This is a genomic window from Asaia platycodi JCM 25414 (assembly GCF_000614545.1).
Lineage (GTDB): Bacteria > Pseudomonadota > Alphaproteobacteria > Acetobacterales > Acetobacteraceae > Asaia > Asaia platycodi.
On sequence record NZ_BAKW01000003.1, the window covers coordinates 40,370 to 64,051 of the forward strand.

Annotated in this window: 12 protein-coding genes and 7 pseudogenes; 8 read left to right on the top strand and 11 right to left on the bottom strand. The window is 59.8% G+C overall.

Going from position 1 to position 23,682, the window contains the following annotated elements; translation table 11 throughout:
- Positions 1–2: 2 nt before the first annotated feature.
- The 7 genes and pseudogenes from guaB to mutM form a co-directional block, all read right to left on the bottom strand.
- Positions 3–1,510 (bottom strand): annotated as a pseudogene (gene guaB, locus JCM25414_RS16705) (IMP dehydrogenase).
- 226 nt (positions 1,511–1,736) lie between these two features.
- Positions 1,737–2,885, bottom strand: coding sequence for a hypothetical protein (locus JCM25414_RS03480; RefSeq protein ID WP_025840744.1), 1,149 nt, complete (start codon positions 2,883–2,885; stop codon positions 1,737–1,739).
- 456 nt (positions 2,886–3,341) lie between these two features.
- Positions 3,342–4,448 (bottom strand): DNA replication/repair protein RecF, encoded by a 1,107-nt coding sequence (gene recF, locus JCM25414_RS03485; RefSeq protein WP_025840745.1) that lies wholly within the window; start codon positions 4,446–4,448, stop codon positions 3,342–3,344.
- A gap of 23 nt (positions 4,449–4,471) precedes the next feature.
- Positions 4,472–5,595 (bottom strand): annotated as a pseudogene (gene dnaN / locus JCM25414_RS16710) (DNA polymerase III subunit beta).
- A 72-nt stretch (positions 5,596–5,667) separates the two neighbouring features.
- Positions 5,668–7,075: pseudogene (dnaA, locus tag JCM25414_RS16715) on the bottom strand (chromosomal replication initiator protein DnaA).
- Between the two features lie 284 nt (positions 7,076–7,359).
- The gene (rpsT, locus tag JCM25414_RS03500) at positions 7,360–7,629 is read right to left on the bottom strand and encodes a 30S ribosomal protein S20 (protein WP_025840746.1); all 270 of its coding nucleotides are present in this window, start codon (positions 7,627–7,629) and stop codon (positions 7,360–7,362) included.
- A gap of 135 nt (positions 7,630–7,764) precedes the next feature.
- Complete coding sequence (gene mutM / locus JCM25414_RS03505; RefSeq protein ID WP_025840747.1) at positions 7,765–8,634, bottom strand: bifunctional DNA-formamidopyrimidine glycosylase/DNA-(apurinic or apyrimidinic site) lyase; 870 nt, start codon at positions 8,632–8,634, stop codon at positions 7,765–7,767.
- 44 nt (positions 8,635–8,678) lie between these two features.
- On the opposite strand from mutM, the gene JCM25414_RS16720 reads away from it, so the two are divergent.
- The 6 genes and pseudogenes from JCM25414_RS16720 to JCM25414_RS03535 all read left to right on the top strand — a co-directional run bounded on the left by JCM25414_RS16720 (position 8,679) and on the right by JCM25414_RS03535 (position 14,368).
- Positions 8,679–9,449, top strand: coding sequence for a class I SAM-dependent methyltransferase (locus tag JCM25414_RS16720; protein ID WP_035442599.1), 771 nt, complete (start codon positions 8,679–8,681; stop codon positions 9,447–9,449).
- Positions 9,450–9,455: 6 nt separating this feature from the next.
- Positions 9,456–10,656: pseudogene (gene coaBC / locus JCM25414_RS16725) on the top strand (bifunctional phosphopantothenoylcysteine decarboxylase/phosphopantothenate--cysteine ligase CoaBC).
- 6 nt (positions 10,657–10,662) lie between these two features.
- Positions 10,663–11,124 carry a dUTP diphosphatase gene (dut, locus tag JCM25414_RS03520; protein ID WP_025840748.1) on the top strand — a complete coding sequence of 154 codons (462 nt, stop codon included), beginning with the start codon at positions 10,663–10,665 and terminating at the stop codon, positions 11,122–11,124.
- 208 nt (positions 11,125–11,332) lie between these two features.
- The gene (locus JCM25414_RS03525; protein ID WP_148300927.1) at positions 11,333–11,767 is read left to right on the top strand and encodes a hypothetical protein; all 435 of its coding nucleotides are present in this window, start codon (positions 11,333–11,335) and stop codon (positions 11,765–11,767) included.
- Positions 11,768–11,891: 124 nt separating this feature from the next.
- Positions 11,892–13,034: an ABC transporter permease family protein gene (locus JCM25414_RS03530; protein WP_025840750.1), complete on the top strand. Its 1,143-nt coding sequence runs from the start codon at positions 11,892–11,894 to the stop codon at positions 13,032–13,034.
- A gap of 14 nt (positions 13,035–13,048) precedes the next feature.
- Positions 13,049–14,368: an ABC transporter ATP-binding protein gene (locus tag JCM25414_RS03535; RefSeq protein WP_025840751.1), complete on the top strand. Its 1,320-nt coding sequence runs from the start codon at positions 13,049–13,051 to the stop codon at positions 14,366–14,368.
- 19 nt (positions 14,369–14,387) lie between these two features.
- Here the strand turns inward: JCM25414_RS03535 and JCM25414_RS03540 are convergent, their stop codons facing one another.
- Both JCM25414_RS03540 and JCM25414_RS03545 read right to left on the bottom strand, forming a co-directional pair.
- A complete protein-coding gene (locus JCM25414_RS03540) occupies positions 14,388–15,971 on the bottom strand; it encodes a GMC family oxidoreductase (protein WP_035442579.1) in 1,584 nt (527 codons plus the stop codon).
- A gap of 96 nt (positions 15,972–16,067) precedes the next feature.
- Entirely contained in the window at positions 16,068–17,549 is a 1,482-nt protein-coding gene (locus tag JCM25414_RS03545; protein ID WP_025840753.1) for a benzaldehyde dehydrogenase, read from the bottom strand.
- A 154-nt stretch (positions 17,550–17,703) separates the two neighbouring features.
- Between JCM25414_RS03545 and JCM25414_RS24400 the strand changes: the two are divergent.
- Positions 17,704–18,611: pseudogene (locus tag JCM25414_RS24400) on the top strand (LysR family transcriptional regulator).
- Positions 18,612–18,667: 56 nt separating this feature from the next.
- On the opposite strand, the pseudogene msrA reads toward JCM25414_RS24400, so the two are convergent.
- A pseudogene (msrA, locus tag JCM25414_RS22245) lies at positions 18,668–19,197 on the bottom strand (peptide-methionine (S)-S-oxide reductase MsrA).
- A 52-nt stretch (positions 19,198–19,249) separates the two neighbouring features.
- On the bottom strand, positions 19,250–21,166 hold the full coding sequence (locus JCM25414_RS03555; RefSeq protein ID WP_051535681.1) for a CocE/NonD family hydrolase: 1,917 nt from the start codon (positions 21,164–21,166) through the stop codon (positions 19,250–19,252).
- A gap of 213 nt (positions 21,167–21,379) precedes the next feature.
- Here JCM25414_RS03555 and ilvD point away from each other — a divergent pair.
- Positions 21,380–23,229: pseudogene (ilvD, locus tag JCM25414_RS16735) on the top strand (dihydroxy-acid dehydratase).
- The last annotated feature ends 453 nt before the right edge of the window (positions 23,230–23,682 follow it).

The window sequence follows — 23,682 nt, forward strand, 5'->3', positions numbered from 1 at the left end:
TATCAGTCCTGGCGATAGTTAGGTGCTTCGCGCGTGATGGTCACGTCATGAACGTGGCTTTCGCGCAGGCCCGCATTGGTGATGCGGCGGAAGCGCGTGCGTACCTGAAGATCGGCGATCGTGGCCGAACCCGTATAACCATACCCGCCTTGAGACCACCCACGAGCTGATGCACCACAGCCGCCATGCTGCCCTTGTACGGCACCTGACCTTCGATCCCTTCAGGCACAAGCTTGAGCGAGTCCTTTACCTCGGCCTGAAAATAGCGATCAGCCGAACCGCGTGCCATGGCGCCAAGTGACCCCATCCCGCGATAGGCCTTGTAGGAGCGCCCCTGATGCAGGAACACCTCGCCGGGGCTTTCCTCACATCCAGCCAGAAGCGACCCGATCATCACGACATCGGCGCCAGCGCCAATGGCCTTGACGATATCGCCCGAGGTGCGAATGCCACCATCGGCAATCCCGAAAATACCTGCTTCGTGGCAGGCCGCCGAGGTCTCCATAACCGCCGAGAACTGCGGCACGCCAACACCGGCCACAACACGCGTGGTGCAGATCGAGCCAGGCCCGATTCCGATCTTCACGCAATCGGCGCCTACGCCAGCCAGCGCAATGGCTGCCTCAGGCGTTGCGACATTACCAGCAATAACCTGAATGCCTGGATGCCGCGACTTCAGCGTCGCCACCGTGTCGAGCACACCGCGCGAATGACCGTGGGCCGTATCGACAATGACAATATCCACGCCCGCCGACACCAGTGCCTCGGCACGCGCCAGACCATCGGCACCGACACCAATGGCCGCAGCACAGCGCAGACGGCCGAACTGGTCCTTGATGGCAAGCGGATGCGCCTCTGCCTTGTCCATATCCTTGACGGTGATCAGACCCGTGCAGCGATTCTGATCATCGACAACAAGAAGCTTTTCGATGCGATGACGATGCAGCAGATCCTGAGCTGTTGCAGCATCAGCGCCATGGCGCACCGTCACCAGTTTATCTCGCGTCATCATGTCGCGCACAGGGGTCGAGAGATCGCTGGTGAAGCGCATGTCGCGATTGGTGAGAATACCCACCAACTCACCCGTGCCTGGCATGACAACTGGCAGGCCGCTGATGCCATGCTGCGCCATGATGGCATGCACGTCACGCAGGGTCTGATCGGGGCCGACCGTTACTGGGTTGACGACCATGCCCGATTCGAAGCGCTTGACGCGGCGCACATGCTCGGCCTGCTCTTCGATCGAGAGGTTCTTGTGAATGACGCCCATACCGCCCTGCTGCGCCATGGCGATAGCCATCGCGTCTTCGGTCACGGTGTCCATGGCCGAGGAGAGCAGCGGGATGTTGAGTTCGATGGAGCGTGTCAGGCGCGTACGAGTCGAGGCCTGGGCGGGAAGCACTTCCGAAGCCGCGGGCTCGACCAAAACGTCGTCAAAAGCCAAGGCTTCACGGATGCGATCATGCGACACGCTGCGCGACGCATAAGAACCAACACGTTCCCCAGCCATTCCGGTCGGTGTTTCATTGGTCGTGGTCATCTGCCGCTGCCTCCCCGCAAATCAATCAGGAAAGCCCGCGGCTTTCCTACCGTTGGCGCGTCCTCTTAGACCAAATAAGTCTGTGTTGAAAACAGGAGATTGCGTTCCTGCCCGCAATTTCATCGATTTGCCACGCGTTAGGCGCGACAAGGTCCGACAGCCATCGACCGCGCCCGCAAACTCTCGGAGATCGCTTTCAGGCGACCGCGTGAAGGGGCGCGCCGCTGAATTCACCGCGCAGAAATTCGCGTATCGACTGGGCGGCGCGATAAGAGGCACCGCGCCTGGGCTGCGAGCCGAAGGTCTCGTGAATCATCCGCTCCTGGCGCGAACGATAAAGCACATGCCGCGCTTCCGCCTGAGCGAGCGCAGGAAGGATATCCTCTTCACGTTCGACCACATCGCCAAGTGTCCAGTGACGGAAATGCGGGTCATTACGCCAGGGAACGCCATGCGGATTAAGAAAAACGCAAGGGCGTGGCCGGATCAAAAATTCATAAACCTGACTGCTGACGTCACCGATATAAAGCGATGCACGAGCGGTATGGGTCATGTCGAGCAGCGCCGAAGAGACAGCATCGAGACTGACGCGCCCTCCCACCACACTTTCGAAGAGTCGGCGGCGGCCCCCAAAATCCTTGTGAAAAATCTTGATATGAGGCGCGATCAGAAGATCGTAATGATCAAGTTCGTTTACCGCATTGACGAGTGGGTGGAGAAACCTGCCGTAAGACGACAGACCCTTCTTGTAATGCGGGTTATAGAGCGCCACCGGCTTTCTGGCGGCGTGCGTTGGTTCCTGACACCGGTCCTTGAGAACCGCATCGAATTTCGGGTAGCCGACAATCCGTGTCTGTGCTGCTGTCGCCAGCTTCTTCGCCAGAAAACTCTCCGCTATCTTTGGCCCTGAAACGAGGGAGAGATCGAAATGACGAATCAGATGCTCGTCATTCACAGCACGATCGCCAGCCCCGTGCTGGATCAGAATTAGCGCGGGACGAACCAGACCCATCTCACGCAGAAGCCCCGCCGAATATTCGGTCGCCACCACAGCATCGAACTGCTCAAGCTGCGCCACATTTTCACGCATGACGACCTCGCGTTCAGCATCGAGCCGACGCAGACGCCGAAGCAGGGTTGCCTTCAGGGGCATTTTCAGAATGCCGCGTTCGATCTTCCCGCCGAGATCATTATCACGCCGGATGGCCTCCAGATGCTGGGCCGTCTCCGGAAAACTGACGAACTCGGTGACGGAAACATTCGGAAATTGTGACAGTGCCGAAGAGACAGCTGCCACGTGGTAACACTGATAAGGCTCTGCGACGTAGAGAAACGCAATCTTCATACGAGCCTTATCCTCTTCCTCTGAGTTGATGAAGCTTCCTTATAGGTCAAACTTTTATAACAATAAGTAACAATAAGATGCAGCGATCGACTGCACAGCGTTACCGTACCGAATTCACTCAATACGAAACCACATTGATTGGAAGTAGCAGGAAGAAACAGTCAAATTGACCTACCCACATACAGGGTATTATCAATAGATATATATTTTTATTGATTTTGTTAAATATATAACAAATTTATCAGGGAATCCCGGCCCATATCTTAAAATAAAAAACCGACCTACCGTGATTGCAGACATGACATGGGTATCGATTACTTTTCCGACAACCATCAGGGCGTTATTTCAGCATGTGATGCCTCTGAAGACATCAATATCCGCGATAGAATTGTAACGTATAAGTTACATTACTTTGACCCAAGATGCATTCAGGACGTATGGGTAACGCCTTACCTATCAGCCACAAAAGCGACCTGAAGTGACCTGACGAAATTCTGCATGCTCGCGCAGAACACTGAATGTTTCGCCGTCCGTTCCCGTCATGAAGGCTGCGACCTCACGATCACGCAGGAAACGGAGCAAGGCGTCGCGCCTCTCTGCATCAAGATGGTTGAGAGGCTCGTCGAGCAGGATAAGAGGTGCCCTTCCCGCCTTTCCTGCTGTCAGGGCTGCATGATTGAGCACGACATGCACCAGCATGGCCTTTTGTTGACCGCTGCTCGACAACGCCGCCTCACGTCCAGTCAACGCATCCTGCAACAGCAGATCGGCACGATGGGCGCCGAACGAGGTATTGCCCTTATGGGCATCTTCACGTCGAGACTGCCTCAATGCCGCACGCAGCGTGTCTTCGACCGCGAGCGCTGGTCGAGACGCCAGATCCTGTTCCACACCGCATACAAGACGCAACCGGGCGACAGGAAAGGACGTACCATCCGTTACGGGTACACGGTTCATGGAATCGATCAGGGCCATGCGGGAGGCGGTCAGGGCGACCGCATGGCGGGCGATACTATCCTCAAGGCCGTCAAGCCAGGCAGATTGATCGGGCCGGGTCGCAAGCAGACGGTTGCGCTGCGTCAGCGCGCGCTCGTGAGCGGCGCTCTCACGCGCATGATTCGGGTCAAGGGCGAGAACCAGGCGGTCGAGAAACCGCCGCCGTCCGGAGGCAGGATCACTGAAAAGACGATCCATTTGCGGCGTCAGCCAGATGGTCGAGAAATGCGGCGCAATCTGGCCCTGATTGCGCACGACGTCACCATCGAGACGAAAGACACGCCGTGAGGAATTGGCCGGATCGGCGCCGGTTGCCAGCTCGATCGCGTCATTCCCATCGCGCGCCAGACGGGCCACGACCCCCCAGGAATTACCCTGATGCCGCTGTATCTGCGCATTAGCCGCACCGCGCAGGCCGCGACCAGGGGCCAGAAGAGAGAGTGCTTCAAGAAGATTGGTCTTGCCCGCGCCGTTCTCACCAGTGAGAACAACCAGGCGACTCTGAGGCGCCCATGCCAGACGCTCGTAATTACGAAAATCAGTGAGGACGAGCCTGTCTATACGCAAATCAGGCCCGCCGTTCCCTGCACTCAGACGCGCATCGGCATGAGCACATAGAGTGCTGTCGGCAGATTGGTGTCGCGAACGAGCGTCGGCGCCGCACTATCGGCGAATGCGAACTCTGCCTCGACATCGATCTGATCGGTAATGTCGTTGAGATAACGGGCCTGAAAGCCGATTTCGAGCGACGGGCCATCATAGGACACGCTGGTCTCGTCCAGCTCTTCCTTGGCCATGCCTGATCGGGGCTGATCGCGGAGAGCGTGAGCAGATTAGTCTGCACGGCCAGCTTGACCGGGCGGGAACGCTCCTGGCTGATCGCAGCGACGCGGGCCACGGCATCGGCAAAAGCCTGCTTGTTCACCCGCAGAAAGCGGTCGTTATTCTTTGGAATGACACGCTCATATTCCGGGAAGGTGCCGTCAATCAGCTTCGACGTCAGCATCACCGCACCGACGCGGAACTGGATGCGCGTCTCTGACAGGCTGACCTGCACCGCGCCCGCGCCCTCATCGAGCAGCTTGCGCAGCTCAGCCACCGTCTTGCGTGGAATGATCACGCCCGGCATCTCGCCAGCACCTGCTGGCAGATCGGTTTCGACACGGGCCAGACGATGCCCGTCAGTCGCCACCGCACGCAGCTTGGGCGCATCGCCATCCTTGGCAACGTGAAAATAGATGCCGTTCAGGTAGTATCGTGTTTCCTCGGTGGAAACCGCAAATCGGGTACGATCCACGAGGCCACGCAACACAGCGGCCGGAATGGAGAATTCGCAAGGCAGGTCGCCCGCGACCATTGAGGGAAAATCCTCGACGGGCAGCACGTTCAGGCTGGTCGCGTAGCGCCCGGCACGCAGGGCCAGCGGGGCGTCGCCGCCTCCATGATCGAGTTCGACCATGGAACCGTCAGCGAGTTTACGCACGATCTCATAAAGTACGCTTGCCGGTGCCGTGACCGCACCGTCGCGCGCGCCCTCTGCCGCCACTTCCTCGACCACCGCAATTTCCATATCGGTGGCAGTCAGGCGCAGAAGATTGCCTTCGATAGACAGCATGACGTTGGCGAGAATGGGGATCGTGTTCCGCTTCTCGGCAACGCTCTGGATATGGGCAAGGGCACGGATCAGCGTAGTGCGGTCAGCCTGGAATTTCATATGATCGTAGACCCTCGAACACCCGAAAAACAAAAAATCACTTTAGCAGAGCCGCAGGTCGCAGCAAAGAGATCAGCCCTCGAGCATGCGGCGCAGAAGCTCGACATCCTCGGCAAACGCGACGTCACGCTCCATGAGCTCCTGCACGCGCGAAACAGCATGCATGACTGTCGTATGGTCACGATTGCCGAACTTGCGCCCGATCTCGGGAAGAGAGCGGCTGGTAAGCTGCTTGGCAGATACATGGCCACCTGACGCGGACGGGCCACGGCGCGCGCACGGCGGGCAGAGGACATATCCGTCAGGCGGATATTCCAGTGCTCGGAGACCTTGCGCTGGATTTCCTCGATCGTGACGCGGCGGTCATGCGCCTTGAGAATGTCATGCAGAACATCCTGCGTGCTTTCGAGCGTGACCGAGCGACCGAAGAGATTGGCATGCGCAATGAGACGGTTCAGCGCCCCCTCAAGCTCACGCACATTCGACGTGATCTTGTGCGCAAGGAATTCCAGCACCTTGCAGGAACCGCCACACCTGAAGCAAGTGCCTTGGCCTCGAGAATGGAGATACGCAGCTCGAACGTCGTCGCATGGATGTCGGCCACCATGCCGCAACCCAGACGCGTGCGCAGACGGTCTTCAAGGCCCGACAGATCGGAAGGCGATTTATCGGCACTGACCACGATCTGACGGCCAGCATCGACCAGCGCATTGAAGGTGTGGAAGAATTCTTCCTGCGTGTTGTCCTTGCCGATCAGAAACTGAAGATCGTCGATCATCAGCACATCGACTGAGCGCAGCTGCTCCTTGAACTCCATGGTCGATTGCGAGCGGATGGCTGCGATAAACCGGTACATGAACTTCTCGGCCGACATATAGGCAACCGATACACGCCCGCCACTGGTCAGCTCGGAGCCGATCGCATGCATGAGATGCGTCTTGCCCAGCCCCACACCACCATAAAGGAAGAGCGGATTGAACCCCGGGCTCGAAGGCTTCTCTGCCACGCGACGGGCGCAGGCATAGGCAAATTCGTTCGGCTTGCCGACAACAAAGCTGTCGAAAGTAAAACGCGGGTCGAGCGGTGCGGCCAGATCGTGACGCGCGTCCTGGACGCTGGTTGCCTGGACGACAGGTGCCTCGATCTCGACGGCAGGAACGACAGCCTCTACAGCGACAGGCGCAGCAAGCCCGTCACCCACGCGCTGAACCTGCAGCTCAACATGATGAACGGCACGATTTTCGTTGCGCCATAACTCCTGCAGGCGGTCGCCATACTGGCCGCGCACCCAGTCACGCAAAAAGCGGGTGGGCAGAAAAAGCGTGATTTCATCTTCTTCAAGCGGGCCGAGCACGATCTGCTGCAACCAGGTACGATATTCGACATCGCCGACCTCGACCCGGAGGCGTTCGCGCACCTTCACCCATTGCGCTGCCAGCACAGGCTCCGTGCCCGACGTGCAGGATACCGTTTCCGTCATTGCGGGAAGATCCGTATGAGACCCTTCGTCTGCCATCACTCCCCCGAGTTTCAACAAAAGACACGACAGGAGCCGTCACGATCAGAGAACCCGACCCTTTAAGACCCCCGGTAGAGGGCGCACAGGATAGGGCATACGGATCGAGAGAGGCAAGCTTATCCGGCATGCACAAAATCTGGCAACCGGCGAAAAAAAAGAACGGATATGGCATCATGGCCATACCCGTTCTTTCTTGTAGTCTCAGACCAAACGCTCCTACAAGGTAAGCGCGTCTGTCTGTCCGATCAGGCCGAAGCCAGAGCCTTGATGCGTGCCGAAAGGCGCGACAGCTTGCGGCTCACCGTGTTGGCGGCGAGGACGCCCTTGCCAACAGCGCGCTGCATTTCCGGCTGCGCGGCGCGCAGAGCATCATTTGCAGCGCTCTTGTCACCCGAAAGAATGGCCGTTTCGACCTTCTTCACAAAGGTGCGGACGCGGGAAATGCGGGAAACGTTACGCTCACGGCGACGCTCGTTCTGACGGATGCGCTTGCGCGCAGAGGCGGTGTTAGCCATTTCTACTCTTCAGCCCTGTTCTGTTCGGCTTGTTAGGTTGTCTTGCGACAACAATAAAGCATGCCAGCCAATCATCTCTAAAAGAGACGCAGAGCCAGCGGAGGGCTCGCCTTTAGTCCAGTTTCACGCTGCCAGTCAAGCGTCCTCTAAAGAAAGTGGCGGCTGAAGGCGTGGACAATAAAAACTTGAACGCCCTGCCTGAACAACCCGACGGATTCCATGACAGACAGGATAGCCCGGACAATCGGGGCAAGGCTCTCCCTCACGCCCGTAGACCTGATGCAATTCCTGAAAAGCCCCCGGTTTTCCTTCTGAATCGACATAATCGCGCAATGTCGAGCCACCGGCGCCGATAGCCTCTTCGAGCACCGCAGGCGTCACCTCGGCGATACGTGTCACCTCATCGACAACAAGCGATGCGGCGCGTCTCTCCGGGTTGATCCGGGCACGAAAAAGAATTTCGGATACATATATATTGCCGAGCCCTGCCACCACATGCTGATCGAGCAGCACCGTCTTGATGGGCGAACGTTTGCCCGCGAGCTTCGCCACGAGATAGGCAGCATCGAATCCCGGCAGGAGTGGATCTGCCCCCAGTCTGGCCAGAAGCGGATGCTCGCGCTCATGCCCCGAATCCAGAAGCAGGAAACATCCGAAACGCCTCGGGTCCACAAGGCCGATCCGGGTACCGTTATCGAGCGTCAGTGTGACGTGTTCATGAAGCATCGGCAGATAAGTGCTGCCCTTGCGCCGCGGATGGGTAATGCGGATGCGTCCGCTCATGCCCAGATGAATAAGCAGGGTCGGCCCGCGCATCAGCGCAATCAGCATGTATTTGCCAAGACGCGTGGCCGCACGGATCTTTTTTCCATCAGCCCGTATCGAGAGATCGTCGGACACAGGCCAGCGCAGATCGCTTCTGACCTCCGTACTGATGATACGGCGGTCGGCGAGAGCCGCTCTTAACCCGATGAGAATAGTTTCAACTTCTGGTAGCTCTGGCATCTTGGGTGCCGACACTATATCCAGAGAAGCATGACCGACAACGCATCATTTCCCCTTCCCGAATCTGCCAGTGGCGAGAGGATGAGACCACCGATTTCGGATATCGCTCCGTTCCGAGGGCCGAGAAGAAGCCGCTGGTGCGCGCCGTCTTCGATAGCGTCGCTGGCCGCTACGACGTCATGAACGATGTGATGTCGCTTGGCATCCATCGCGTGTGGAAGCGCATTTTCATCACCACCCTCGTACCGAGGCGCGACCTCAAGCTGCTCGATCTGGCGGGCGGCACGGGCGATATCAGCTTTGGCTGGCTGAAGAACAATGGCGGCCCGGCGCTTCTGACAGATATCAACGCCTCCATGCTCGAAGTCGGGCGCTCGCGTGCAGCCAGCAAGGGGTATCTGAGCGATATCGAGTTTTCAGTCGTCGATGCCGAGGCGATTCCGCTGCCCGATCGCAGCGTTGATCGCGTGTCGATTGCTTTTGGGCTGCGTAATTGCACCGACAAGGATGCCGTGCTTCGCGAAGCCCGTCGTGTATTGCGCCCGGGCGGCAAGTTCTGCTGCCTGGAGTTCTCCCGCGTACAGGTCGCTGCCCTCGCACCGATCTATGACGCCTGGTCTTTTGGCGTTCTGCCCAGAATGGGCCAGATCATTGCAAAGGATGCCGAGAGCTATCGCTATCTTGCGGAAAGCATCCGCACTTTCCCCGAGCAGGATGTGCTGGCCGAGATGATGCGCGAAGCAGGCCTCGAAAAGGTGAGCTATCAGAATCTCTCCGGCGGGATCGCGGCGATCCATTCCGGCTGGAAGCTCTGATCTTTCATGCGCGCGCGGGTCATTCTGATCATAGGCGGGGGTATCGCCGCCTATAAATCGCTGGAACTGATCCGGCTGCTCCGCAAGCGCGACATCGCCGTCGAATGCGTGCTGACCGACTCAGCAACGCATTTCGTTACCCCGCTTTCGGTTCAGGGCCTGTCAGGCGCGCCGGTACATACAGCGCTGCTCTCTTTGGCTGAAGACAGCCAGATGGACCATATCGCCCTCTCCCGCAGTGCCGATCTGCTGGTGGTCTGCCCGGCAACCGCCAATCTTCTGGCACGCATGGCTCATGGCTTTGCTGATGATCTGGCCACAACCCTTCTTCTGGCAACCGACACGCCCGTCCTGATCGCTCCTGCCATGAATGTGCGCATGTGGCAGCATCCGGCTACCCAGGACAATCTCGGGCTCCTGCGCGCGCGCGGCTGTCTGTTCGTCGGCCCGGATGAGGGAGAGATGGCCTGTGGTGAGTTCGGCCCCGGCCGCCTGAGCGATCCGCAAACCATCGTCAACGCCATCGAAGACGCGCTCTTCCCGCGCAAACCTCTGTCAGGACGCCATATTCTGGTAACCGCAGGCCCGACCCATGAGCTATCGACCCCGTGCGGTTCATCGCCAATCACTCGTCAGGCAAGCAGGGATACGCCATCGCCGCCGCCTGCGCCCAGCTCGGCGCGCAGGTGACACTCGTGAGTGGCCCGACCGCCCTGCCCTGCCCTATTGGTGTCACGTGTGTCCATATCATCACGGCGGTCGAGATGCTTGCGGCCTGTGAGGCGGCTCTGCCAGCAGACTGCGCCATCTGCGCTGCGGCTGTCGGCGACTGGCGCGTGGCAGAAACGGCCACGCAGAAACGCAAGAAACAGGGCAACGCGCCTCCCGACCTCGCCTGATCGAAAATCCCGATATCCTTGCCACGCTCTCGCGCCCCGGCGCTTTGCGTCCGTCGCTCGTCATCGGTTTTGCGGCGGAGACAGAAACATTGCAGGCGCATGCTGTCGCCAAGAAGCAACGCAAGGGTTGCGACTGGCTACTGGCCAATGATGTCAGCACAGGAACCGGCGTCTTCGGTGGCGATCAGAACCGCGTCCTTTTTCTGAATGGCGATTCCGTCGAACCCTGGCCCGCGATGCCCAAGACGGAAATTGCCAGCTCTCTTGCTGCGCGTATCGCAGCCCATTTTTCTTCTTCCTCAAGGTAAGGCTTCATGTCACCGCTCCCCGTCGAACTTGTCAGGCTTCCCCATGCAGAGGGCCTCGACCTTCCCCATTACGCCAGCAGTGGTGCGGCGGGTATGGATCTGCTCGCCGCCATTGGGGAAAACATCATCGTCAAGGCGGGAGAACGCGCCCTGATCCCCACCGGGCTCAGAATCGGCCTGCCTGCAGGATATGAATTGCAGATCCGTCCCCGTTCGGGGCTGGCGCTCAAACACGGCATCACACTGCCCAATACTCCCGGTACGATCGACGAGGATTATCGCGGCGAGATCGGGGTCATAGTGCTCAACACGGGAAAGGAAGATTTTATGATTTCCCGTGGCATGCGCATCGCCCAGGCCGTGCTCGCACCCGTCATTCGTTTGACATGGGTGGAAGTTTCTGAACTGGATGAAACCTCACGTGGCGCTGGTGGATTTGGCAGCACGGGCATCGCCAACGCCCCCTGAGAGAGCAGTTACAATGCCTGAATCCTTTCGCAACTGGCAGGTTCTGACCGTTTAGAGCAAGGCTTTTGACAAACCGGGTTCGTGAGCCTGAACCCACCGATATGAACAGGTTGCGCCAAGCTCTGAACGGCCAGAAGCTGTTTCTTGTTCTGCCACCGGAAGGGCGCAGAGAGTTACGGCTCTAGAGCCAGATATAAGGAAGGAGCGCATGTCGCCATTACGGGTGCGACGCGGCACACGCGGAGCGGATCGAAAATCGGGGCTGACGGCATCGCTCGTCGGCACGCTGGTTGTGGTCGCTGCACTGGCCCTGTTCTCGCGCTTCCTGCCGGCACGCCTGACCCCTTTCCATCATGGCGGATTGATTGCCCCGCATTTTCGCTCGCTAGCGGGGTTGCAGGTGCTGTTGGGCGATTTCGGCCATACCGCCATGCGCATGGCATTCGCCACGCTCAGCGGATCGCTTTTGGGAGCAATTCTGGCCCTTCTTGCAGCCAAGATCCTGTGCTGCGCAGCGCAGTCGGCACGGCTCTGGGTGGAATGCACATGGTGCCTCTGCTCTGCCTTCTGCCTTTTCTGCGTCTGCTTGGTTTCGAAATCGCAGCGATTGGCACGACATGCCTGTGCTTTGCCGCGCCCATAGCCACCGCAGCCCTGAGAGCGTGGACGCAGATACCGCGCGCACTTGACGAGGCGACACGCGGCTCGGACTCACCGGTTGGCAGCGCCTCTGGCGGCTGGAGGCTCCTTTCGCCATTCCCGACGGCGTGACGGCGCTGGCACGCGCCATGCCGCTCGCCTGGTGCGTTCTGATTGCTACCGAAATGCTGCCCGTCAACGGGGCGCTCTCATCGCGCCCGGGGCTAGGCGCCCACGCGGGACAGGCGGCGGCAATCGGCTCGCTGTGGCAAACTCTCCTCGCAGCGATGCTTATCGGTATCCTGGCGTTTCTCTATGATTCCTGTCTGGTTTTTCCGTGGCAGATCTGGGCGGATCGCTATCGACTGCACCCTCTTTTCGATGGTGCGCCCGATCCCTGGATGCTCAAATTCTGGCGCCGGACCCGTTTGCTCAAGCGGGCGGGCGAAAGACTGCGCCGCGCGCTGGCCAGGCTCGGCAATATGAGATGGGGCGGCATAGGTTTTCGTCCGGTCGTGCCCACCGCCTCGCCTTCGCCCTTGATCGGGCTCTCATCGGGAATTTTCCTGCTTCTGATCGTTGTCGGATTCTTCTACCGGCATCACGCGCTCGATCTTGGCGATCTCGGGATCGTGGTAGCGCAGAGTCTCATTTCTGCGTTGCGCATGACCCTCGCTTTGCTGCTGGCACTCGCTCTATGGCTGCCTCTCGGAGTCTGGCTGGGCCTCTCATCGCGTCGTGCGGCAATAGCGCGCGTGGCTGCCCGGTTCCTGACACTCTACCCAAAGAACATTCTTTTTCCCGTTCTCTGTCTCGCCCTGACGACGCTGCATTTCTCCCCGTTGATCTGGCCGCTCATTCTGTGCTTCTTTTTCGTGCAGGGTCTGCTTCTGGCCCAGATCCTGCGCGGCTTGCGCAGCTATCCTGTCGACCTGCTACAGGCGGCGCAGAATTTGCAGATCAAGGGCTGGCTCTGGTGGAGCCGCGTCCTGCTCCCCGGTCTGGCGCCCGCCTTGCTCGACGCCGTCAGTGCAGCATCCATGACCGGCTGGACGATCCTGATCCTGGCGGAGCGATCGTCATGGACCCTCCAAAACCGCGATGGCAGTGGCATTGGTGCCTATGTCGCCCACGCCATCGAAGCGGGTGATCTGCCGCGTGTCGTGCTCGGGGCTGCCGTACTGACACTCTGCATTGCGCTAGGTGAAATTCTGGTCTGGCACCCGCTGCGTGTGCAGATCCGTCGCCGCATCCAACCCTCTCAGAACTGACCATGGAGCCTGACATGCAGGAAATCCTGCTCTCGATCCGCAATTGCCTTCAGGTCTACCAGAAGCAGAGCAGCACCGATCTGCCGGTGCTTGAGGATGTGAGCTTCGATCTTCATGCAGGTCAAATCGTAGGGCTCGTCGGGCGCTCGGGCTCAGGGAAGAGTACGTTGTTGCGCATCGCTTCGGGGCTTATTCCGGCAAGCGCGGGCGAAATAATCTGGAAAGGCAATCCCCTCGCCGGGCCAACCCCTGATATCGCCATGGTCTTTCAGTCCTTCGCGCTTTTTCCCTGGCTGACCGTGCAGCAAAACATCATGCTCGGGCTCGAAGCCAAATGTCTGCCTCGGATCGAATGTGAGAGGCGCTGCGACGACCTGATCGATCTGATCGGGTTGAACGGCTACGAGAACGCTCTGCCCAAGGAGCTTTCCGGCTCGATGCAGCAGCGTGTCGGGCTTGCGCGCGCGCTGGTGATGCAGCCCGATCTGCTGTTGATGGACGAGCCTTTTTCTTCACTCGATATGCTGACAGCTGAGAACCTGCGCACGGATCTGATCGAACTCTGGTCGGAAAAACGCTTGCCGACCCGTGCCATGATGCTGGTCACGCATAATGTCGAAGAAGCCGTGCTGATGTGTGACCGTATTCTGCTGTTTTCGTCCAATCCGGGACGGGTCTCGCATGAACTGACCGTGCCCTTCCCTCATCCACGTAACCGCGACGATGCTGCATTCAGACAATTTGTCGATCACATCTACACGCTCATGACACGCCGCGCGCCGCTGGTCTCCGAAGCCAGCCTGGAAAGCGGCGTGCCGGTTCCTGCGCCGCATCCCATGGCGCTGGTGCTTCCTCCCATTCCGATCAATGTGCTGGTCGGTCTGCTGGAGACGCTCGCGGCGGCCCCGCTCAACGGCCGCGCCGATCTGCCCCATCTCTCCGAAAGGCTGCAGATGGCGCTCGACGATCTCTTTCCACTGGGTGAATCGCTCCAGCTTCTGGAACTGGCCGAGCTTGAGGACGGCGATATCCTCATGACCGAGGCGGGCATTCGATTCGTTCAGGCCGATCAGGACGAACGGCGCGAAATCATGCGTACCGCCCTGCTGCATCATATCCCGCTCATACGCTCCATCCGTGCGGTTCTGGACGAACGTTCCGGCCATCGCACCGGCGCCGATCGCTTTCGCGAGGAGCTGGAAGCCACCATGTCACCCGGCTATGCCGAGCAGACGCTCATGACCGCCACGAACTGGGCGCGCTACACCGAGCTCTTCGATTTCGATGAAGAAGCCGACCAGTTCATGCTCGATCGCGAGGCCGGGGGGTACTGAACCCACGGCCCGGCCACCCTCAGGCAAGGCATAGATCGTCGATCATCATATCTGTGCCATGGCGGGCGAGCGCCATCGTCGGGGCGTTCGTATTCCCACTCGTGATATTGGGCATGATCGAGGCATCAATCACACGCAGATTATCGATACCGTTCACGCGCAAACGGCTATCGACCACCGCACGGTCATCGCTCCCCATGCGACACGTACCGACAGGGTGCCACATGGTTGTTGCGACGCGTCTCACCCATTGCGCCAGTTCGGCATCGCTCTGACGCTCGATGCCTGGGGCAACTTCCGCCGTAAGAATGCGCCGCAGCGACGGCTGCGCCATGACGTCGCGCATATAGCGCACCGCTTTGACGGCGAGTTGGAGATCCTGCGCCTCGCCAAAGAAATTCGGGTCGATCCGTGGCATCGCACGAGGATCGAGCGTGTCGATCGTGATGCTTCCATGGCTTTGTGGCTGAAGCACCACAAGTTCGAAAGTAACCCCTGCCTGCTTGCCGGAGGGGCTTAACCCGTCTTCCGAGATGATCGGCGCGTGATAGCACTGGATGCTCGGTGCGGCTGCCGGGTCCTGCGGATCGAAATAGGACACGGTATCGATCGCATTGCTGGCAGCAGGCCCGGTTTTCGTCAGCAGATAGCGCAGACCCGTCGCCAACGCCCCGAACCCCTGGGCTGAGCGTTGATAGCCGAAGCCGTCCCGACAAAAGGCCTTGAGAGGCACGATGGGGTGGTCCTGAAGATTTTGTCCGGTTTCAGGCGAATCATGATGCACCTGTACACCGAGGGCTTTCAGCCGATCTGCCGCGCCGATACCGGAAAGCATCAGAAGCTTGGGGGAATGGATCGCGCCTGAGCTGACGACCACCTGTCCCGCGTAGAGCCGATGGCGCTTGCCCCGGCTCACATATTCCACGCCGATTGCCTGCCCCTTGTCGATCAGGATTCGGGTCACGGTAGCGCGCGTCCGCAGCTCGACACGCCCGCTCCGTAGCGCCGGGCGCAGAAAGGCATCGGCAGCGCTGCATCGGCGGCCATCGGCATAATTGCCCTGTACCGGTGAGACGCCGCGCTGGCTTTCGCCGTTATAATCGGGGTTGTAGGGCAAGCCCGCTTCCTGAAACGCTCTCAGACAACCGGCATTCAGGGCGTTGATGCCTTTGGGCAACGAGATCCTGAGCGGACCGTCGATTCCGTGAAACCGATCATGGAACGTGTCGTTGCATTCCTGCTCACGAAAATGGCGCAGCATGGTGTCGGAATCCCATGACGCTCCGCTTCCCGCAGCCTCCTGCCAGCGGTCGTAATCGCGCGTCTGGCCTCTTACATAGCACATGGCATTGATCGAAGACCCGCCACCGACGACGCGACCAGACCGGTAGCGCCGCGTGGTGCCGTCAAGCTGCGGCTGGGGAACGGTGTCATAGGCCCAGACATGCCAGTCTTTCTGCAGGATCTTGGCAAATCCTGCTGGAATATGAATGAGCGGATCAAAATCATTGAGCCCGGCTTCGAGCACAACTACCGAGGCCGTGCAGCGCTCGGCCAGACGACCGGCAACGACACAACCTGCCGCGCCAGCACCGATAACGATGACGTCGCAGTTTTTGCCAGTTTCGGCATCAGACTATCCTTGGGATAAAAAGAAACGGGCACCCCGCGGTCACGGATCGGGTGCCCTGGGCAGGCTTCAGATCGGGTAGGATGGCGGCGTGTCGCGCAACGTTACCCATTGCCATTCGGTGAATTCGTCGAGATTGGCCGGACCGCCAATCGACGCTCCGTTGCCGGAGGCACCGAACCCGCCAAACGGGTTCACGACATCATCACCCACTGTCTGGTCGTTGATATGAAGCAGTCCGGCATGAAGGCGATCACCAATGCGCATGGCACGGGCGACGTCCTTCGAAAACACCGAAGCCGAGAGCCCGTAATCGGTCATGTTCGCCAGGGTGACAGCCTCTTCTTCGGTGCTGAAACTCGTGACAACGGCAACAGGGCCAAAAATCTCTTCATCGAAAGCGCGCATGCCTGGCCGCACGCCCGAGAGCACGGTCGGCTGGTAGAACAGGCCATCGCCCTTGCCGCCAGCCTCCAGCACGGCGCCCTGGACGAGCGTCTCATCGACGATCGCGCGCACATGATCGGCCTGACGCTGATTGATCAGCGGTCCGTTGAAATTTTCTTCCACGAATGGATTGCCCACTCTGAGCGCGCGCGCCTTTTCAGCCAGCGCGTCGATAAAGCGACGGGCAACACTCTCATGAACAAGTATGCGCCCTGTCGCCATGCAGATCTGGCCCTGATGCAGATACGCCCCCCAGGCGGCATTGGCAGCCGCAGCTTCGATCTCTGCATCGTCGAGCACGATCAGAGGATTCTTGCCCCCCAGTTCCAGAGAGACCTTTTTCAGATGACGACCCGCCAGCTGCCCCACGGCACGCCCGGCCCCTGTCGATCCGGTAAACTGGATCATGGCGATATGGGGGTCGCAGCAAAGCGCTTCGCCCACTTCGCCGCCCCCCGGCAGGATATGCAACAAGCCTTTCGGCAGACCGGCGAGTTCGAACAGACGGGCGATGGTATGGCCACCGCATAGTGCCGTACGCGGGTCGGGTTTGAGAATGACGCCATTACCGAGGGCCAGCGCGGGAGCCACGGCACGCATCGCCAGATAGAGCGGGAAATTGAACGGTGAGATGATCCCGATCAGCCCGCGAGGCTTGCGCCTCGCCATACTTCTCTGCCCGTCCGTGCCCGGAAGAACGAGACCCTGCGCCTGTTCCGGCAGCGTTGCCGCAAGCCTGAGCGCCTTGATCGTGACGGCAATTTCGAAATTCGCCTTGATATGGGCAGCCCCACCTTCGCGTATCAGCCAATACGCAACCTGGCTGGCATGGTCTTCGAGCAGTTCAGCCGCTCTGGCAAGGATAGCGGCACGTTCCGCAGGGGCCGTAGCAGCCCAGGATTTCTGCGCGGCACTGGCCAGTTTCGCGGAATGAGCGACCTGATCGGGGTCGGCAAGCGCGAAACTGGCGAGATGATCTCCCGTGGCCGGCTCGACCGCAGGCGCGGTCAATCCACGCTTCTCCCACTCTCCGGTGAACAGGCATCCCTCCAGATGCGCGGCTTTCAGGAACACCATCGACTCTTTTTCATGCGATGAGGTCATGGGCATGTCTCCTTCTCTGGTCGCAAGACATGCCGGTCTTACCCATATTGCGGGAAAGACCATCTCGGTCGCTTTTCCAACCTTTTGGGTATAATGCCCCGTTTACCGAGGGTTCCGGCCCTGGAAGCGCCAGCGTCAGAGGTGTAAAGAAACCGTGATAGAGCTTCGCAAGCTGCGTTATTTCCTGACAATTGCCGAAGAGCGCAATTTCTCCGGTGCGGCGAAACGGCTGAACATGGCGCAACCCCCGCTGAGCAGGCAGATCCGGGAGCTGGAAGACGAGCTGGGCGTCGCACTTTTCGACCGCAGCTCACGCCCGCTGGGACTGACGCGTGCAGGACAGCTTTTTTTCGAGCAGGCGAGCCAGATCCTCAGCAGCCATGAACGACTGAAAACGACCATGGCGGATTTCGCCCAGTCGCGTCGCCCCCGGCTTTCACTCGGCATCGTGGCTTCGGCGTTTCATCTTCGGCTGCCGCATCTCATTCGACATTATCGTCACGCCGCGCCCGATGTCGCTCTGACGATTCATGAAATGAACTCGGCCGAACAGGTGGCGGCGCTGATCGATGGCCGCATCGACATCGGTCTGGATCGAACCGAGATCACCGACCCGAGATACGCAGCATCATTCTGAGAGAAGAAAGGCTGGTGCTCGCTGCGCCGGCTGATTTCGCCGGGTCACAAAACGAGCCCATCGATCTCAACCGCCTGACTGATGAGACGCTGATCCTTTATCCCCGGGAGAGCGGCCAGAACTATGCCCGTAGAACACTCACCCTGCTCAGGCGCCACGGCGTCGTTCCGCTCAATCAGATCCAGGTTCAGGAAATGACGACAGCGCTTTCACTCGTGGCTGCAAAGATGGGGCTCTGTATCGTGCCTGTTTCCGCGCGCGCCATTGGCCACCCGGAGATACAGTTTCTGTCGACGCGCCAGAACATCACCTGCCCGGTTACGCTCAACATGCGCGCTGAGCCTCCTTCGGAAGCGATAAGACTTTTTCTGAAGGCGCTCGGCGAGCTTTATATCGAATGGGGCTTCGGGGCTCTGGCTCTATAGGGCAAAAAGAGGAGCACGGAGCCATTCCGGCCTCACGGCCGTACTGCCCCCTACTCTCAGGCCTTAAGGCGGTCGCGATACATCTTGCGCGCTTGGCCACTTTCGGCGCCACGACGGCGCTGCAATAGGCGGTCTCCGGGTTGCGGGCGAAATAGTCGTGATGCTTTTCCTCCGCCTCCCAGAATACAGCCGGGCCCGCGATTTCGGTCACGATCGGGTCGGGCCAGATGCCTGAGTCGGCGATTTCCTGAGTGACCTCACGGGCAATGGCATCCTGAGCCGGATCGAGGGCGAAGATCACCGAGCGGTACTGCGTGCCCGTATCATTACCCTGACGGTTGAGCTGCGTCGGATCGTGGGTCGTGTAGAATACGCGCAGCACGTCGGCAAAGCTGATCTCCTGCGGGTCGAATACAACCTGCACCACCTCGGCGTGGCCGGTGGCTCCAGTACAGACCTGCTCGTAGCTGGGGTTTTCACGCCTACCACCGGCGTAGCCGGGCTGAGCGGATTTCACGCCACGCAGCCCCGTGAAGATAGCCTCGGTGCACCAGAAGCAGCCGCCCCCGATAAGCTTTTTCGAGATGGGTTTCGCTCATGGGGGCCTCGCTTCGTCTGGGGTCTCGATTTGTGCGAACTTACTGGTTCACGACAGGTAGATAGATGCTGCTGGCCTGCGCCCCGCCACGCGAGATCGACTGCGTCGCGGCTCTGTAATCGCCGGGTTTGGCCTCGAAGATGTTCGAGACATAAGTCTGCGGATTACGGTCGTAAAGAGGGAACCAGGAAGACTGGATCTGTACCATGATGCGATGGCCAGGAAGGAAGACATGGTTCACCGCAGGCAGGGTGAATTTATATTCCTCGACCTTATTGGCCGGGATGGCTTCGGGGCGCGCAAAATCATGGCGATAGCGCCCACGGAAAATATCCATCGACACCGAGAGCTCGTAGCCGCCCATTTCGGGCCGGTTTGCCGTGATACCCGGATAGACATCGATGATCTTGACCACCCAATCGGCATCGGTGCCCGTGGTTGCGGCAAAGAGATCGGCGGTCGGCACACCCGAGACGCGCACGGGATGATCCAGTACCGGCGTCTCATAGGTCAGCACATCGGGGCGAGATTCGGCGAAACGCTGATCAGAAACCAGCCAGGGCTTCCAGCGCGCGCCATCGGCAAAGCTGTAGGGCCGCGTCATGAACGGAACGGGATGCGCCGGGTCTGAAACATAACTGTCGGTTCCGGGTTTCGCACGGTCGAAACCAAGCCCGTTTCCTTCTCTCAGGTAGAGACGCTCCCCGGTCCCAATGCAGCTGTCACCGCAATTGCCGAGCCAGCCGCGCAGATGATCCCAGTGATTATCGCCAGTGTTATAGATAATGGCGTCGTCGAAATTGACCTTGGCGCTGCCCGGCTTCAGATACTGATCAAAGAACGGTCGCATGACATTGGCCCGATACCAGAGCGCCGTATCGCCATTGAAATGCAGCGGGCCAAGGCTCGACCCGTCATAATTGACGCCGCTATGGCGCCACGGCCCCATGACGAGAATGTTGGGCACTTTGGGATGGTCCTTGCGCAGCGCCATCCAGCTATGAATGGCGCCCCACATATCCTCCTGATCCCAGAGACCCTGCTCCCAGATGGTCGGCACGGTGAGAGGACGCTTCGCCAGAAGCTTGTCGAGCGCCTGATCCTGCCAGAGAGCGTCATAGGCGGGATGAGCCTTCATGCGCTGCCACCACGGAAACTGGTCGAGCCCGGCCTTCGTCGCAAAATCACCTGCCGAACCCGCTTGCAGAAAATTGGTGTAATCATCGGCGTCATGACGGGGGATGGCGTCGCCTTCGCCCTTTTTCGTCATCTGCATGGTGAAATAATCGAAGCTGCCCTGGCGGAAAGCGCCGTAATGGTACCAGTCATCGCCCATCCAGCCATCGACCATCGGGCTTTCGGGCGCAGCCACTTTCAGCGCCGGGTGCGGGTTCAGCAATGCCATCACGACGGTCCAGCCCTCATAGGATGAGCCGGTCATGCCGACGCGACCATTGCTCTGCTTCACGTTCTTGATGAGCCAGTCAATCGTGTCCCACGCATCGGTCGTGTCATCGGTCTTGCTTGGGTTGAGCGGGCCGATGGGCGGGCGCGTCATGACATAATCGCCTTCCGAGCCATATTTCCCGCGCACATCCTGAAAAACGCGGATATAGCCACCATCGACGAATACGCCGTCACCCTGCGGCAGCAGATTACGCATTTCAGAGGCGCCAGACACACGATCGGCACGTTCGGAGGCGTGGTAAGGCGTACGTGTCAGCAGGATCGGCGCTTCGTGATCTTTTGCCGCCTTGGGAATCACGATCACGGTATGCAGCTTCACCCCGTCGCGCATCGGGATCATGACATCCTGCTTGATGTAATCGCGCCCCGTTTCGGGCATTTGTACATGGGCCGGAATATCAGAGCCTCGCTGCACCATATCCGGCGTGACGGCGGGGCCATTCGCGGCTTGCGCTAGGGCCTGGGAGGCCCCCAGAAGACAGGACGTCATAAGCAACAGGGATCGGGTGAGATTTCCAACGCGCACGCAGTCATTTCCTTGGTCGGCTTTACAATCCGGAGGATGATTGAACAGACTTCCCCTTGCGGCAAGCGATTGGCCACGTTATTTCGCACAGGGTAATAAAAATACGCCCATGGGCCGCTTGCTATTGCATTTCATGCGCAACTCGCCCGTTTCCTCCAGCAGTTCCGGATCAGTGTCATGCCTGCCTATCGTTCCCGCACCACCACCCACGGCCGCAACATGGCCGGTGCCCGCGCCCTGTGGCGCGCCACGGGCATGACGGACAAGGATTTCGGCAAGCCTATCATCGCGGTCGCCAATTCCTTCACGCAGTTCGTTCCGGGCCATGTGCATCTCAAGGATATGGGCGCGCTGGTGGGGGGGGGCGATTGCAGAGGCCGGCGGCATCGCGCGCGAATTCAACACCATCGCCGTCGATGACGGCATCGCCATGGGTCATGGCGCATGCTGTACAGCCTGCCTTCACGCGAGCTGATCGCTGATTCCATCGAATATATGGTTAATGCCCATTGTGCCGATGCGCTGGTCTGCATCAGCAATTGCGACAAGATCACGCCCGGCATGCTCATGGCGTCGCTGCGCCTGAATATCCCGGTCGTGTTCGTCTCGGGCGGACCGATGGAAGCGGGCAAGCTCGATGGCCCCGGCATCAATCGCAAGCTCGATCTCGTCGATTCCATGGTGGCTGCGGCCAACCCGAAAGTGTCGGATGCTGAATCCGAAGCCATCGAACGCTCGGCCTGCCCCACCTGCGGCTCGTGCTCTGGCATGTTCACCGCCAATTCCATGAACTGCCTGACCGAGGCTCTGGGGCTCTCACTGCCGGGCAATGGCAGCCTCCTGGCCACGCATGCCGACCGACGCGAGCTGTTTCTTGAGGCCGGTCGTCTGGTCGTGTCGCTTGCACGCCGCTGGTACGAGCAGGATGATGCCACGGCCCTGCCGCGCAGCATCGCCACCAAGGCCGCGTTCGAAAACGCCATGACGCTCGACATTGCCATGGGCGGATCGACCAATACCGTTCTGCATCTCCTGGCTGCGGCACGTGAGGCCGGGGTCGATTTCCACATGGCCGATATCGACCGCCTGTCGCGCAAGGTGCCCAATCTGTGCAAGGTGGCCCCCGCCAAGGCCAATGTGCATATGGAAGACGTGCATCGTGCTGGTGGCATTCCTGCCATTCTGGCCGAGCTTGACCGCTGCGGTCTGATCGATACGACGGCCCATACGGTGCATGCCCCGACCATGAGAGACGCGCTGGCGAAATGGGACGTGCTTTCTGGCGACGAACAGGCGAAAACACGCTTTCTCGCCGCGCCGGGCGGCGTACGCACCACAGAGGCTTTCTCACAGTCGAGCCGCTATTATGAGCTGGATACCGACCGCCAGAACGGCGTGCTGCGTGACCGCGCTCATGCCTTCTCGCAGGATGGCGGCCTAGCCGTGCTTTACGGCAATCTGGCCGAAGCCGGTGCGATCGTGAAAACCGCGGGCGTCGTCGACAGCTTCTGACCTTCACGGGCCGCGCCCGCGTGTTCGAAAGCCAGGAAGACGCCGTTGCCGGTATTCTGGCCAACAAGATCGTCGATGGGGACGTGGTGGTGATCCGCTATGAGGGGCCCAAGGGCGGGCCGGGCATGCAGGAAATGCTCTACCCGACCAGCTATCTCAAATCGAAGGGTCTGGCCGAAACCTGCGCTCTGATCACCGATGGCCGCTTCTCTGGTGGCAGCTCGGGGCTTTCGATCGGCCATATTTCGCCGGAAGCGGCCGAGGGTGGGCTGATCGGCCTAATCGAGGATGGCGACCGGATCGAGATCGACATCCCGAACCGTGTGATGCGCGCTCTGGTTGACGACGCAGTTCTGGCCGAACGCCGCGAACGCATGGAGGCGCTCGGCGTCGATGCCTGGACGCCGGATCGCGTTCGCGAGGTCTCCCCCGCGCTGCGCGCCTACGGTCTGCTGACCACCAGTGCCGCCAATGGCGCGGTGCGCGATCTTAGCCAGATCACACGCCGCTCCTGATGCTCGGATAGTGCGGCTCAAGACCGAAACGGAGCATAACGCCCGCTTCGGTCCTACCGCGCTCCAGCTGAACCTCCTTCGAACGGATAGGCGTCAGCTAGCAGGCACATGATTCGTCTCGACATCGAGACGAATCATGTGCCTGTCTTTCCAGACCATCCCGCGTCTGCTTGTCCGAGTGCCTCATCTGACCCACACGGATTGCTCGTCGCGGCCGCTCAGCCGCCATAAGGCGCCGGCGGAGGTGTCGACGGGTCTGCATCTGTAAATGGCCCCTCATCCCGACCGCATGGTAAAGGATCGCTCTGCCGCGCGAGTGACCCCAATCGCTGCCCAGGCACCGCGTGACGGCAACGGCATGCTCATAACCTCCCCACCCAATACCGGTCATCCGACGCAGGATTACTTGAGCTATCAGGGAGCGTTTGGACGAATTCAACAAGCTCTCTGTCG

Bases quoted from the DNA above. Each gene is read 5' to 3' on its own strand.
- JCM25414_RS03480 (WP_025840744.1), bottom strand. From the start codon at position 2,885: ATGAAGATTGCGTTTCTCTACGTCGCAGAGCCTTATCAGTGTTACCAC.
- rpsT (WP_025840746.1), bottom strand. From the start codon at position 7,629: ATGGCTAACACCGCCTCTGCGCGCAAGCGCATCCGTCAGAACGAGCGT.
- mutM (WP_025840747.1), bottom strand. From the start codon at position 8,634: ATGCCAGAGCTACCAGAAGTTGAAACTATTCTCATCGGGTTAAGAGCG.
- dut (WP_025840748.1), top strand. From the start codon at position 10,663: ATGTCACCGCTCCCCGTCGAACTTGTCAGGCTTCCCCATGCAGAGGGC.
- JCM25414_RS03525 (WP_148300927.1), top strand. From the start codon at position 11,333: ATGTCGCCATTACGGGTGCGACGCGGCACACGCGGAGCGGATCGAAAA.
- JCM25414_RS03535 (WP_025840751.1), top strand. From the start codon at position 13,049: ATGCAGGAAATCCTGCTCTCGATCCGCAATTGCCTTCAGGTCTACCAG.
- JCM25414_RS03545 (WP_025840753.1), bottom strand. From the start codon at position 17,549: ATGACCTCATCGCATGAAAAAGAGTCGATGGTGTTCCTGAAAGCCGCG.
- JCM25414_RS03555 (WP_051535681.1), bottom strand. From the start codon at position 21,166: ATGACGTCCTGTCTTCTGGGGGCCTCCCAGGCCCTAGCGCAAGCCGCG.